12 protein-coding genes and 1 pseudogene are annotated in these 14,029 nt (G+C 57.8%); 9 read left to right on the plus strand and 4 right to left on the minus strand.

Annotated features, from left to right (window positions below):
* Positions 1–33: 33 nt before the first annotated feature.
* From FIV03_RS30995 to FIV03_RS31005, 3 genes are all read right to left on the minus strand, one after another.
* Positions 34–432 carry a DUF3085 domain-containing protein gene (locus tag FIV03_RS30995; RefSeq protein WP_008188328.1) on the minus strand — a complete coding sequence of 133 codons (399 nt, stop codon included), beginning with the start codon at positions 430–432 and terminating at the stop codon, positions 34–36.
* Between the two features lie 8 nt (positions 433–440).
* Entirely contained in the window at positions 441–1,037 is a 597-nt protein-coding gene (locus FIV03_RS31000) for a DUF1419 domain-containing protein (protein ID WP_040450207.1), read from the minus strand.
* A 210-nt stretch (positions 1,038–1,247) separates the two neighbouring features.
* Positions 1,248–2,141, minus strand: coding sequence for a DUF3991 and toprim domain-containing protein (locus tag FIV03_RS31005; protein ID WP_008188297.1), 894 nt, complete (start codon positions 2,139–2,141; stop codon positions 1,248–1,250).
* Between the two features lie 392 nt (positions 2,142–2,533).
* On the opposite strand from FIV03_RS31005, the gene FIV03_RS31010 reads away from it, so the two are divergent.
* The 4 genes from FIV03_RS31010 to FIV03_RS31025 are packed head-to-tail and all read left to right on the plus strand — an operon-like array spanning position 2,534 to position 6,237.
* Positions 2,534–3,097: a hypothetical protein gene (locus FIV03_RS31010; RefSeq protein WP_008188235.1), complete on the plus strand. Its 564-nt coding sequence runs from the start codon at positions 2,534–2,536 to the stop codon at positions 3,095–3,097.
* Positions 3,094–4,467, plus strand: coding sequence for a 7-cyano-7-deazaguanine synthase (locus FIV03_RS31015; protein ID WP_008188380.1), 1,374 nt, complete (start codon positions 3,094–3,096; stop codon positions 4,465–4,467). Before FIV03_RS31010 ends, FIV03_RS31015 begins: the two co-directional genes overlap by 4 nt.
* Positions 4,464–5,648, plus strand: a complete 1,185-nt coding sequence (locus FIV03_RS31020; RefSeq protein ID WP_173014042.1) for an XRE family transcriptional regulator — start codon at positions 4,464–4,466, stop codon at positions 5,646–5,648. Before FIV03_RS31015 ends, FIV03_RS31020 begins: the two co-directional genes overlap by 4 nt.
* Complete coding sequence (locus FIV03_RS31025) at positions 5,623–6,237, plus strand: hypothetical protein (RefSeq protein ID WP_040450214.1); 615 nt, start codon at positions 5,623–5,625, stop codon at positions 6,235–6,237. Before FIV03_RS31020 ends, FIV03_RS31025 begins: the two co-directional genes overlap by 26 nt.
* A gap of 109 nt (positions 6,238–6,346) precedes the next feature.
* Here the strand turns inward: FIV03_RS31025 and FIV03_RS31030 are convergent, their stop codons facing one another.
* Positions 6,347–7,012, minus strand: a complete 666-nt coding sequence (locus FIV03_RS31030; RefSeq protein ID WP_040450216.1) for a hypothetical protein — start codon at positions 7,010–7,012, stop codon at positions 6,347–6,349.
* A gap of 385 nt (positions 7,013–7,397) precedes the next feature.
* Between FIV03_RS31030 and FIV03_RS31035 the strand changes: the two genes are divergently transcribed.
* From FIV03_RS31035 to FIV03_RS31055, 5 genes and pseudogenes are all read left to right on the plus strand, one after another.
* The gene (locus FIV03_RS31035; RefSeq protein WP_040450220.1) at positions 7,398–8,141 is read left to right on the plus strand and encodes a DUF6088 family protein; all 744 of its coding nucleotides are present in this window, start codon (positions 7,398–7,400) and stop codon (positions 8,139–8,141) included.
* On the plus strand, positions 8,122–9,231 hold the full coding sequence (locus FIV03_RS31040; protein ID WP_008188257.1) for a nucleotidyl transferase AbiEii/AbiGii toxin family protein: 1,110 nt from the start codon (positions 8,122–8,124) through the stop codon (positions 9,229–9,231). The genes FIV03_RS31035 and FIV03_RS31040 overlap by 20 nt, the downstream gene beginning before the upstream one ends.
* A 37-nt stretch (positions 9,232–9,268) precedes the next feature.
* Positions 9,269–12,214: pseudogene (locus FIV03_RS31045) on the plus strand (TrlF family AAA-like ATPase).
* Positions 12,215–12,273: 59 nt separating this feature from the next.
* Positions 12,274–13,128, plus strand: coding sequence for a hypothetical protein (locus tag FIV03_RS31050; protein ID WP_152512505.1), 855 nt, complete (start codon positions 12,274–12,276; stop codon positions 13,126–13,128).
* A 144-nt stretch (positions 13,129–13,272) separates the two neighbouring features.
* Positions 13,273–13,920, plus strand: a complete 648-nt coding sequence (locus tag FIV03_RS31055) for a hypothetical protein (protein ID WP_040450225.1) — start codon at positions 13,273–13,275, stop codon at positions 13,918–13,920.
* Positions 13,921–14,029 lie beyond the last annotated feature (109 nt).

A 14,029-nucleotide genomic window follows, 5' to 3' on the forward strand; every position in this document is an offset into this window, starting at 1 on the left:
GCAGTGTGGGAACCGTGCGGGATTAAAAAGGGGTTAGCGGGTGATCAGCGAGAACGAGATGTCGTTCTCGGTAAGCTGTATGCCGAGATGAGTGGCCTCGGGTTTCCGGTCAAAACTTGGAATGAGCAGATCGGCATCGATAAACTCGACGCCATCGTCGCCGCCAAAATGCTGACGCTTGTAGTCCCACCAGTCGGAATTGGCCTTCGGATCGCATTCGCCGGCATAGACGACGAGCGGTCTTTTTCCCTCGGTGAGCTTGCCGTTCGACATGACGTAGACGCCCTCGTCGCCTACCAGCCAGAACCCTGGCTTTTCGCGCTCGCTTGATCGATCGCCAAAATAGGGATTGCGGAAACCGCCATTGGCGGCGGCATCTGCTTCACCGCGCGCAATGACCTTGCGGACTGCGGAAATTGCAAAGGTGAACATGGCGCACCTCACGCGGCTGCAAGCGCAGGAAGGTGGCGCAGTTGAACGGGCAGCTTTTCCGAAATCTGCGCGTCGCTCAGGCTTTCGAGCAGCTGAAACCGCGTCCCAGGCTGACTGTGCACGAAAACGGTGCGCTTGCCGCGATGCTTAGGGCTAAATCCCTCGCCGGCATATCCGCGATAATCGTCATGGGTGGCACTCCAGATATGTTCGAGCCGCTCCTCGCGGGTCATCGCCTTAACCGGCCAGCGCTCGCGGAGGGCGATAGCCTCGCGCATGGCATAGGGAGAGCGCGGATCGGACAGATCGCAATAGGCGTGGAAGAACCGCATCGCGCCGTTGATGTGCAAGTTATAGAAGACGCTGGTGACGCTGCCGGTCAGGAATTCGCGCATGGCGAACATGTCACCGCGCATCCAGAGCGGCGGCAGGATGTCGAGCATATAATCGTGCTGGTCTTGCGCGATCTCGAACCATTCGCCGGCGTAAAGCGCACTATCATCCTTCTGCCAGCGATCGGGTCGCCGGGCGTGACGGTCGAAGAGACGGAACATCTGACGGCGGTCGGTAACACCGAAATAGATCTTGCGGATGGGAGAGGTCATGGCGGGCTCCTTCAAGGCCTGTCACGGGCTGGAGCGCGGTGCACCCTGTCGGTATAACCATCTTCTTCAGCCCTTCCGGACCCTTTCTTGGCGCCGCCTCTCCGGTGACCTGGGTCAAGGGCCGGCGTCAGCCGGGCGGAGCTTCACCCTTGACGCAGGCAGCGGGCATGCGGCAGCCGTTTTTCTTCATTCTCCTCTCGTTTTCCTTTCTCACTCTTTCTCTTTCAAACAGGCGTTCCAGTCGTCGGACGGTGGTCTGAGCCGCTGCCAGTTGCAGCCGTTCTCTTCCGCGAGGATCCGTAGGCGCTCTGCAAAGGTCTCGCCCTGGCTGTTGGCGTCTGTGGCCGCGACCAGGAGAACGTCGGGGCGGCTGGCAAGCCCGTGCAGGGCCGCTTCGGTCGAAGGCGACCAGCCTCCGCCGGTGCTTAGGTAAAGCGATCCGGGTCGCAAGTCTTCGATTGCCGCTAGACTCATGGCGTCGATCGCCGCCTCGGTGACGCAGAGACGCGTTGCATCAACCGGCCCCAACCGGAACAGGATCTTGGCGCCACCGCTCGCGAACCCGCGCCACCTCGGCCCCCGTTCCTCCCAGCCGGTGACGTGACCGGCCTCGTCGGTATGACCGGCCCACATGCTGCCGTGCGGACCATCGCGTAGCAGGTCGTCCGCAACGGCTCGTCTCAGAATCGGTTCGGGGATGCCGCGCGCATCGTGCAGATAGCGCCAGGACGACGAACCGCACCAAGGCTTGCGGCGGTTTTGCCAGCGTTGCGTTCCCGTCTGGTGCGGCGCCTTCTCCCTGGCCTGGCGTATCCAGGCGGGCTCAGCCGGCCTAAAACCGACGAGGTCTGTGACGACATGAAGGGCCGCAGCAAACGGGAGACCGTCGAGATGTTCGACGAGGCGAAACACGTCGCCCTTGGCCTCGGACAGGGGATCGAACCAGCCCCTCCCTTCATGAATGACAATGATGATGTTGCCGTCGCGGCGATATTTGACCGCCCTGCGTGTACTTTCCTGCCTGTCGACGGCAAAGCCGGAAGACTCAAGAACGGCGCCGCAGGCGACTTTTTCCTTCAGCTCTTTAAGGTCTGCTTTTTCCATTCATTTTCCGCGTTCCGTGCGGTCCTTTGTTCGGGTTTCCGTTCCCTAGCATTTCGGGAGGTGAAACCGGAGGCCGCGAAGGGCAAGGCAGGACAAGGGCGTGGATGGTGCGCTGGAGTTGTGCAGGGTCGGCATTTTCGTCGCCAGAAGCGGCGACAGCGTCCCTTGCCGGCCGCTGCGCGCAAGCGGCACGGGACTTTTCCTGTTCGCGCCTGGGGCAACCTACTGCCAGCGTCAGGGATGGACGCCCGGATGGGGGAAGACCGCGTGCGGGCTTCAGCTTTGCCAACAGCCCGGCCCGGAGGGCGACGCTAAGTGACAAATCAAACGCCTGCAGCAAAATTTGACATTGTCAGATATTTTTCGTTATATTTCTGACATGGAGATTTACCATGAGCGATGGACCGCATAGAAGCCTGCCGATGCTGCAGCGCTGGAGGGACGTAGCCGAAAGGGCCGCCAAGTCGATTTTTTCGGCCGAAGACGTGCGCGAGGCCGTCACCCATGCATTGCGCAAAGACGCACAAGGGCTTCCGGTCGAAGCGGTTCGCGAGGTGTTGGGTGCCGGAAGTCAGGGCTATCTTTTCGCCGAAGACCGGCTGGCAGAAATAGAAGCGCTCAGATCAGGCTGCCGCGGTTCCGCTTTAGGCAACGCCTTCATCGACTGCGCGATCGAGGCCGCGTGCGACGGACTGTTCGGCGATGCCGCCTGCCGGACGGCATTGACGAACGCGCTTGAACAGCATACCCGCGATCACTTCCGCGGCGTAGAAGAACACTACCTGCGCGAAGCCAGTGCGCGAAGCGCTTGCTTCGTTCGTGACCGCCTTGATGCGACCCGCAGCGGTTTTGCTTTCAGTGCGCTCGCGAGCGATCTGGCTTCACCCGGTGCAGGGCGCAAGCCCGCCTCGCGCCTGCCCAGACATACCGGACTCGACGAGGGGCCTCCCCTATGAGTTCCGGTGCCACTCAAATCTGGATTCCTGAAAGGTCGATCGAAGTCGTCGAAAGCGGGGGCGCTGCGTCCTGTGGCTGGGTTCCCTTCGATCTCGGGCGGGATTTCGAGTTTTCTACCGAAGCCCTTGAGACCTATGCTTTCGCAAGCTGGGAGCCCCTCATCTATGACGCCATGGTCGTCGCGGCGGCGATCGAATATGGCGACAGGATATTGAAGCGACCCCCGAGGGGATGGGCGCGCCGAATTTCGCTGCGTATTCCTGTCCATGACCCCGATCGATGGAATGAAAGCGAGCTGTCGGAGGCCTTGCTTGATACTGCGGGCTTCCTGACGGGCGATTACTGGTCGGTCGAGTTTGTCGCCCGAGCCAAGGCGGCGCCGTCCCCGCAAAGTGCCTACCTGAATCTGCCCGTGGCGACCGAAGCGATAATGGCGTTCAGCGACGGAATGGATTCACGCGCCGTAGCGGGGCTGATCGGTTCGGGGCTGGGACCAAAGCTCGTGCGCGTCCGCGTGGGCAGCAACGATATCGGGCGGCCGGACAAGAAGAACCGGCGCGAACCCTTTACCATGGTTCCCTATGACGTTCCCTGCAATATGCCAAACAGGGAAGCCAGCGCGCGGAGTCGCGGGTTCAAGTTTGCTCTGATAAGTGGCATTGCGGCGTATCTGTCCGGCGCGAGCGAAATCATCATCCCCGAAAGCGGGCAGGGTGCCATTGGACCAGCCATCGCTCCCGTCGTTCATGCCTATCCGGACTACCGGAACCATCCGCGGTTCACGCAAAGGATGGAGCGGCTGCTGAAAGCGCTTTTCGGGAAGGAAATCCGCTACGTTTTCCCGCGGTTGTGGAACACGAAAGGGGAAACCTTGCGGTCGTTCGCTACCCTTCCCGAAGGAAGCAACTGGCATACGACGCGGTCGTGCTGGAGAAGCAACCGCTGGTGTTCGGTCAACGGCAAGAGGCGTCAATGCGGGGTTTGCGCTGCCTGTATGTTGCGGCGGCTAAGCGTCCACGCGGCCGGTCTAACCGAGGCAGACGACGCCTATGTCTGCACTGATTTGACGGCTGCCAGTCTGGATGAGGCCGTCGACCGCGACTTTACGAGGATGACTCCCGCCTACCGCCAGTATGCGATTGCGGGTGTCTTGCACTTGGATCATTTGGCCGACTTGGCGTCCAAAGATGGCCTCCCCGTCGTTCGCCGCCATGCCGCCTTGCTCGGGCCGGCACTCGGGCTGGGCAAAGAGCAAACTAAAGAATCTCTGACGCGGATGCTGTCGGAACATACCGGTGAATGGAAGGAGTTCGTTCGTTCGATGGGAAGTAATTCTTTTGTCAGGCAGTGGGTACGGGCAGGCCTATGAGCGCAATGATAGAAAGCCTGCCAGACAGTGAAATCGGGGAGCGGCTGCGCATCGCGCGCGAGGCCGCCGGACTAACGCAGGCTGCCGCTGCCGAAAAAATCTGTGTTGCGCGCACGACTATCGTTGCCATCGAACGGGGACAGCGCCGTATTAAGACGAACGAGCTGCAAGAGCTCTGTTCGCATTACGGAACTTCCGCGAATGCTATCCTCCGGCAGGAAGCCGTCCATCTGGATATGGTGCCGAGGTTCCGCAAGCTTGCCCAAAGTGCGGACGACGCTGCCGAGCGCGCGGCCGGCCTTCTTAACGATCTGGTCAGCGCCGAAGTCGAACTTGAAAACGCGCTCGGCATCAAGCGTGTGCGTAACTACCCTCCCGAACGGCCTATCTTGCCGGGCGATGTCCGGCAGCAGGCGGAGCAGGACGCGCAGGACCTTCGTGACTGGATGGGGCTCGGGGCGGGACCGGTTCTCGATATTGTATCGTTGCTTGATCTCCAGCTTGGCATAAGGGTATATGTCCGGCCTCTGGACGGGAAGATTTCGGGGCTGTTCGCCTATAACGAGGCAGTGGGCGCGTGCATGCTACTCAATGCCGCTCATCCGGTCGGTCGCATCATTCAAACCGGCGCTCACGAACTCGGTCATTTCAACTCGGCAAGACGGCAACCAGAGATCCTAACGGAAGGCGAAGTACCGCACTCCCGAGAAGAGCGCTATGCAGACCATTTCGGACGTTGCTTCGTCACTCCTGCACGGGCGGTGAGACAACGCTTTGCTGAAATCACTGCCGGACAAAGCCATCTCACGCGCCGGCACATAATCCTTTTGGCAAGCGCCTTCTGGGTCGCCCGTGAGGCCATTGTTCGCAGGCTTGAAGAATTGAGGATTGCCAAGCACGGCACCTGGGACTGGTTTCAGGCCAATGGCGGGATCACCGACGAGCAGGCGCGTCAAGTGCTGGGGGAACTTCCTGTCCGCGGCAGCAGTCTTCTTGAAGCACAAGGGGCGGTGCCGCCGCGGCTGGCGCTGCTCGCGCGCGAAGCGTGGAAGCGCGGCTTCTATAGCGAAGGGCAGCTAGCGCGCCTTCTCAAGCTCGATCGCCATGAGGTACGGGAGCTGCTGGACGGAGTCGAAAACGAGGAAAGCGAGGCCAATGAGCTTGTCAAGCTTCCTTACTAAGGCCCCGCGAACGATCGTGATTGATGCAAGCGTTGTTATAAATCTCAACGCTACGGATTGTGCCGCCGCGATACTGGGTGCCGTTCCGTCCCCTTTTGCCGTCACGGGCAATGTTCGTGCGGAACTGCGTCACGGTTCGCGTAACGGCCACAAAGACGAAGAACGGTTGAAGGCTCTTGTAGACGCCGGAGTAGTCGGCGGCGCCGCCCTCGACGCGGCAGGGCTTGCGATTTACGAAACTCTGATCAGCGGCTCGGCTGCGATGACGCTTGATGACGGAGAGGCGGCGACGATCGCCTGTGCCGTCCAGATGAACGGAATAGCGATGATCGACGAGCGGAAGGCGCGGAAAATCTGCGCCTCGCGCTTCGGGTCTTTGCCGGTCGTTTCCACGGCAGAGCTGCTGACGGACAGCTTCACTGAAGCGGTGCTCGGACGCCAAAGACAGATCGAAGCGATCATTGCTGCCTTGCAAGGTGCGCGTATGCGGGTTCCGCCTGAGCATATCGACAAAGTCGTAGGGCTGATCGGCGCATCGAACGCCGCCTCTTGCCTCAGCTTGCCGCGCACAGCACGGGCGGCCTCGTAGGGTAACGCAGAGCGCAGCAACACCGCTGCCATTTTTGAAACCAAGTCGCACAGGCCAGAGCTTGGTGAATAGGGATCAAAAACAACAACACGATCCCTCTACCTGACCTTTAAGCCGGGTCGTCTTCATAATACATTGAGTCGTCGACGCTTCCACCTGTCTCGAAGTCCGGCTCTTGGTACGCGATGCGGGCCGCAATCCGATACATCGTCATAGTGCTGGTGAAGTTTATCTTGTCTCCGTGGAAAACCCGATCCTGGTCCTGCTCTCCGTTCAATGAACCAGTGAGCGTAGCAACAAAGGCGTCGTCCGTGACGTCGACCACGACTTCATCGATATAGAGCTCATCGAAATAGGCATTCGTCGAAGCAATCTCTCCCGACAGTGCATCCTCGATGAGCATCGGGTCTTCCATGACATAGGAGTTAATCTCGTCGCTGAGGTCTCTAGCGTGCCAGACCTTGCCGGAGAAATAACCCTCATCGACCAAGTATGCGGTGATTTCCTTTGCAAGGTCGTCGACGGGTTGAAGATCGGTGGGGACCTGATTGAGCTCACTTTGCCGTCGGCCCATCAGAGCGAGGTCGGGAATAAGAACCGCTGCAGCCTCTATGGCTTCGACTGGATATTCGACTTCGGCTTGAAGCGCTGCCGCGGTCCCGTAGCCGAAATAAGCAGCAACGAGTTCATGGGCGTGGCCGGATTTCAGTTTGGATCCGGTCAGGTTGCGATAGGTCTCGCGCAGACGGTCTGCGCATTCTTTTTGGATAGACATGACAATCCATTTCTCACCGGCGTCTGTGAGGGGTGGTCGCAAGCGCTTCATGAACACCCTGCGCCGGCTGAATGGTTGCCGTTCAGGTTTTCAAATCGAATTCACTGCCGCCTTTTGGGTCGCTTGCAGCCCTGGCGATCGGCTCCGAGTCGGAAATATAAGCCATGGCGGTTCGAATCGCAATCTGGAGGAATGCCGCAAGGTACGCGATGACGCGGTGAAAATTTTTTAGGAGCTCTTGTCAGGTTGCACGCGTGAAGCCGTATTAGGTCGACCTCGTTGGCACTGACCAAAATTTATATAGAAACTTTGGTCGCATGCATGCTTGGAGTTGCTACTGACCAAAATTTGTATATAATCTTCGGTCACTCAATGAGGGAATCCAATGCCTAACCCCACGTCCGACACACTTAACCGCGTTCACGCGCGTATCGCAGCGGGTGCCCCCGCTGGGGTGTGGTCGCGAGCAGACTTCCTAGACATTGCAAGTCCGAACGGGATCGAGAAGGCCCTGCAACGGTTGGCCAAAAGTGGAGATATCCGGCGCCCGTGTCGAGGCCTCTATGACAAGCCGACCACAAGCAAACTAACTGGCAAGATGGTGTTCCCTTCGATCGCATCATTTGTCGATGCAATCGCGCGGCGCGACAAGCTGCGGGTCCTCGTCGATGGAATGACGGCGGCCAACGATTTGGGGCTGACGACGGCAGTCCCGGCCCGAAGCACGATTTATGCCGACACCTACCCAAGGACGATCGAAATCGTCGCCAACACTGGAGACCCGAACGCGAAAGAACCTATCGTCTACAAACTCGACTTCAAGCGGATCTCCGCCAAGACAGCTTTCTGGGCCGGACGGCCGGCCATGCGCGTGGTTCAGGCTTTGTCATGGTTTCGCGACGATCGCACGAGCCTGGATGCGGCCGTCAACGGGATTGTCCGACGGCTCTCAAGCGCTCCGGAGCGCGACGCAATTGTTCAAGACCTAAATCAGAATATCCAAGCTGTTTCCGCTTGGATGTACCCGGTAATCGAAAAAATCACGCGAACACTGTCGACCGACGAAAACTCGAACGACGCATCGCAGCCATCTGATACGACGGGGGCACATGCAGAAGGCCTTCGCTGAAATCCTCGGCTCGAGTACCGATGAACGCCAAGCCCTCTTTTCGGCGGTCGCAGCCAAACTGGAAACACGCGCCGAAAATGTTGAGAAAGACCTCTATGTTTGCTGGGTTCTCGATTTCCTGTTCAACCGGCGCAAGAACGACCCGGTGCATCTCTATTTCAAGGGCGGCACCAGCCTGAGCAAGGCATATGGGCTTATTAGGCGGTTCTCCGAAGACATCGATATCGGAATATTCAAAGGCGACCTCAATGTCCCGCTCGAGACGGACATCGCCGCACTGCCCTCCATCACCAAACAGCAAAAGGCCCTCGCCGAGGAGGTCGACGAAGCGGCCCGCAAATACATCTCGGGAACGCTCCGCGATCAGATGCTGAAAGAGATAGCAACCGTCGAGGAACTGTCAGGAAGAACTGGTCATTTCTCCGTTGAATTTGGCTTCGATCCTTATCGGAACAAGGATGCACTCGATGTCCTGGTGGTCGGCTATGACAGTGCATTTGGATCCGGAGAGGGCTATGTCCAAGCCGCAGTACGTATAGAGGGCGGCGCCCGACCCGACCCCGTTCCTGTCGAAGCGCGTGAGATAGTCCCTTATGTGGCAGACGAACTCCCAAATGGTGCAGATCTCAAATTTGGTGGCGTGACGACGGTAAAGCCGGAACGCACCTTCTGGGAAAAGGTGCTGATCCTGCACGCCTTGACGGAAATGACGGAAAAACGCGCCGCAGATAATGATCCCGGCCGACCGGTTCCTGATCTCAATCGCTATTCCCGGCACTACTATGACGTCCACCAGATTTGGCGGCATTCGGAATACGGCGAGAAGACAGCCTCAATGCGTGATCTGGCCGAAGCATGCCGTCAGCACAAGCAGCTCATGTTTCGTGCGCCTGATCACCGATACGAACGGGCGGAACCGGGCTCGTACCGCCTGATGCCGACAGAGGAGATGCGTAAGAAACTGGAGGCCGACTATGAACGAATGTCGGCCATGATATTCGGTACACCGCCAAAGTTTGAAGAAGTCATGGTCAGTATTGAACAACTGGAAAACTTCATCAACGATAGGCAAGGCAAAGAAAGTCATTAGTCAAGCAGACTATGCATGGGAGGGACGTTCATTGGACGTGGTGTCGAGAGGATCAGAGTGGCATCGATGGGAGCCGCATATTCATGCTCCGGGAACAGTCCTGAACGATCAGTACCCCGCGAATGGCTGGGACGACTATCTCTCGGCACTCGAGGCCGCCTCGCCATGCTTGCGCGCGATCGGAATTACCGACTACTGCGTGACCCGGTCATATGAGCGGGTTCTCGAACACAAGAAGAGCGGTCGACTCCCAGACTGCGACCTCCTTTTTCCCAACATCGAACTCCGTCTCAATACCGGCACGGTGAAGGGTCATTTCGTCAATATCCATCTTCTGGTCTGCCCCGACGACCCGAACCATATCGACGAGCTGAATCGATTCCTGGGCCGGCTCACATTCTCTGCGTTTGGAGACCAATTCGCTTGTACGCCGACCGATCTCATCCGGCTGGGTCGGCGCGCAGACCTAAACAAGACAGACGACGAGGACGCCCTCCAACACGGATGCACTCAGTTCAAGGTGTCCCTCGATAATCTGATGGAAGCGCACCGGATGGACTGGGCGAGCGAGAATATCGTCATCGCCGTGTCGGGAAATGCAGATGGGACGTCCGGTGTTAGGGAGGCGGCCGACGCCGTTCTCCGCGAAGAGATCGAAAAGGCTGCCCACGCGATCTTTGCCAGTAGTCTAAAACAGAGGGACTTTTGGCTTGGACACGGAAAGGCCACCGAAGAAGAACTACGTAATCGATATGGTGGCTGCAAACCCTGCATCTGGGGTTCGGACGCACATGATTTGGACCATGTGGCTCGACCGGCGGAAGACCGATTGTGTTGGATCAAGGGCGAGCCGAGTTTCGACGCACTGCGGCAGGCCTACTTGGACCCCGAACGAGCGTATGTCGCGCCAGACCCGCCATCTTGGGCCACGCCCTCACAGATCATCGACGAGGTCGTCATCTCGAACGCACCATGGGCGAAAACTCCGCACGTCGGTCTCAATCCCGGTTTGGTTGCCATCATCGGAGCCCGAGGGTCGGGAAAGACCGCATTAGCCGACATCATCGCGGCAGGTTGTGACTCCTACGAGCACAATTCCGAACGCCCGTCATTTCTTGACCGTGCAGCTGAACACCTCGGCGGAGCGGAAGTCACTCTTACCTGGGGAAACCGCGATCCGATGACACGGAGCCTCGATTCTCCGGTCAATTGGTCCTCAGACGCATATCCGCGGGCGCGCTACCTTTCGCAGCAGTTCGTTGAGCATCTGTGTTCCAACGAAGGCATGCCATCGCTGATTGCCGAAATCGAGCGGGTGATCTTCGAAGCCCATCCAACTCTGGAACGAGACGGGGCAGTAAACTTTCAGGAACTGCTAGAGCTGCACGCATGCGAGTTTCGCGACGCGCGCACTCGGGAAGAAGAGGCCCTGGCGAACTTGTCAGAGCAGATCGGCGTCGAGCTCAATAAGTCGCGCCAGGTCGCGACAATCAGAACGCAGGTCGATGAGAAGAAGAAGCTGATCGCCCGCTATCAGACAGATCGCAAGAATCTACTGCCGAAGGGCCCGAGCAAAATCGCCGAGAGGCTTCAGGACCTGATCAATGCCGCGGACAAGGTGCGCGGACACATCCGGTATTACGCAAACCAGCAATCGGCGATCACCAGCATCAAGGCGGAAGTTCAGGATCTGCGGCAGAACAAGGCCCCAGATACGCTGCGCTCAATGCGCGAACAACACCAGCGCGCCAAGTTAGAGGACGCTGATTGGAAACGGTTCCTTCTGACTTACACCGGGGACGTTGATGGGGTCGTGACGGATAAGGCGAAACAGGCCGCAAAGAGCATGGAAGGGTGGCGCGGCACGACCCCGAGTGTGGCGGTCGACGAGTCTGGGTCTTTTCTCCGTCCAAGTGATGATCCCGAGAAGATGCCGTTGGCTACACTCGAAGCCGAAATTGCGCGGATCGAAAAGATCGTCGCTGCAGATAAAGAAACCGCAAAAAAGCTCGCCGCTGTGAGCAAGCGGATCGCAGACGAAAACACCGTTCTCCAGAGCCTCGAGGAAAAGCTCAAGGACTTCATTGGTGCGCGAGACAGGGCGATCTCATTGGTGGCGGAACGTGAGGCAGGATATATCCGCGTTTTCGACGCCGTGGTTGCCGAAGAACGCGTCCTCAACGAGCTCTACGCTCCGTTGATGGTGAAACTGCAGAAGGCAGGCGGCACGCTCGCCAAACTTTCATTCTCGGTCAGCCGTGTCGTTAACGTCGCGGCCTGGGCCAAGCGGGGAGAAAAGGACCTTTTTGACCTGCGTGGGGGTCCATTCAAAGGCATTGGCTCTCTTGAACGTTAAGCAAACGAAATGCTTGGAACGGCCTGGGCGAGAGGTGACTCGGCCGCGGTATCAGAAGCGATGCAGGCCTTTCGCGACAAGTTTCAGGAAACGCTTCTTGCGAACGCGCCAGTCGAGAAGTCGGATCAGGCCAACTACCGACCATGGTCGAAGCGGTTCGCCCAATGGCTGTACAGCACGGATCATATCTCTATCGAATACGGCATTCGGTATGACGGGATTGACCTGAGGAAGCTCTCACCGGGCACGCGGGGGATCGTTCTGGTGCTCCTGTATCTTGCGCTCGATGACTCCGAAGATTGCCCATTGGTTATAGATCAGCCCGAAGAGAACCTAGACCCGAAATCCATCTATGATGAGCTCGTGCCCTTGTTTGTGGCTGCAAAACGCAGGCGCCAGGTAATCATGGTCACCCACAACGCTAACCTGGTCATCAACACCGACGCGGACCAGATCATCATCGCCGAGGTCGGAACCCATGATGGCACCGGCTTACCTTCGATCGCGTACCAGGCGGGCGGCCTCGAGGAGGCTGAGATCAGACGGATGGCTTGTGAGATTCTCGAGGGTGGAGAACGCGCATTTCAGGATCGTGCGCGCCGGCTAAGGATCGCTCTGCGTCGTTAGTCGCGTACCGATTTGGTCGAAGTGGCAGGGTTTGGGAAGTCGGAAACTGGTGGAACCACATGGGAAGGAAGATCACCCGCAGGAATCTGAAGAATGGGCTTTTCGCCTTCATCGACCTTCTCGGATTCTCTGATCGAGTGCAGCGGATTGAAACAGAAGAGGATCTGCGGAAACTCGACGACGATGTCGTTTTCGTTCAGGGCGAATTTGAGCACAAATCTTCGGACTACTTTGTCCGCGAGTCTCAAAAAATCGTGGGCAAGCGGGTTCTAGCATTTTCGGATTGTGTCGCCATATCTGTACCGCTGCGCTCCGATCTGACCAAATTGCAGGGCACGTTTGACGTCTTGATGAGCGAGCTGACAAGCTTTGCTATCGCGCAAGGCAATTGCGTTCAGCGCGGCATTTTCCTTCGTGGGGGAGTCGATCTCGGGTACTGGTTTCATCGCAAAGACACCCTGATCAGCCCAGCGATGGTGAACGCATACAGACTTGAGCACGATGCATGTGTTCCCATGATCGCGATCACACCCGCACTGCGAAAATACCTCGCCCAGCACCCTGATCGCACCTATTACAGCGACGATATTGAGCCCTTTGCGAAGACGCTCAAGCAGCATCGCAAGCTACCAAACGGGCAGACTCACTGGTTCATTAATTATCTACGTATCTGCCTTGAATCGGTTGAACCCGCCATCGTTGGAGAAGATCGGGATCGCATGCGGACCGAAGCTTGGCAGTCGGCGTGCCACGAGTGGGCTTTGAACCACGGTCGGGTTATTGCCAAAGCACGCGCAAATGCCACCACTCCCAGCGTACGTCTGAAATACGAATGGCTCGCCAAGTATCACAACGCTGAGATCAAACGCTTCTTCAGCAAGAGGGCCAAGCCACTATTGATCGCGCTGTCATAGCCCGGCTGCTCTAGGCCTTTGGGTCAACGGGCGTTTCCTCAATCACGATTTTTCGCCGTTACCGCAGGCCGGGTTTGATCGCCTATGATAATTCTGTTCACCGGTACCCTTCTTGTGCCGGCAATCGACTGAACTGGAAAAGCTGTGTTTGCGTATGCCGATGAGACCGGAAATTCCGGCCGAAACATTTTTGATAGAAACGAGTATTTTCGCCTCGGTGCCGTCTTGTCGGTGGGCGACATAGCGCCATCGATAGCAATGGTCCTGGCCCCTATTCTCGAGGAAAAGAGTGTTGATCGGATTCATGCGCATGAATGGCCCGAAACCGAAGTGGCCATGGTAGGACAGGCAATTATAGACGCCCTTGATCAGTCCGGACCGTGGACGTTCAACCTCACCGAAATACACAAGCCGTATATGGCTCCGACCAAGTTCGTGGACGTCATCTTCGATGCGGGTGAAAACAAGGCCGTTCCGGGCGAATGGTATTGGGACGAACTGAATCGTCATGTGCTTTGCCTGACAATTGACGATGCAATGTCCAGAGACGCGGCGGAACTGTTCTGGTCTTCCTACTTGAGCGACGACTTCGATGGCATAACTCGCTGTCTTGACTATATCGACAAAGGGCTTCGGATGGCCGAGTGCGCAACGGCCATCCGGCACGTAATTAGGGAAGCGTTTGGATTTGCCAGGCAGAAACCGGCTGAGTTCACGCTGTCACACACTCAAAAGAAGAAGGGATATCAGGCCAGTTCTCCAAATGTCGTTGCCTTCACCCAGTTGTTTTAGGCAATCCATGAATTCGCAGCCAAGCACAATAGCCTGCCCGAGAGGCTTATCCATGACCAGCAAGACGAATTTCGAACGGCGCTCGCAGAGACATACCGGCACTTCGGAA

This window comes from Labrenzia sp. THAF187b, from assembly GCF_009363375.1.
Classification (GTDB): Bacteria; Pseudomonadota; Alphaproteobacteria; order Rhizobiales; family Stappiaceae; genus Roseibium; species Roseibium algicola.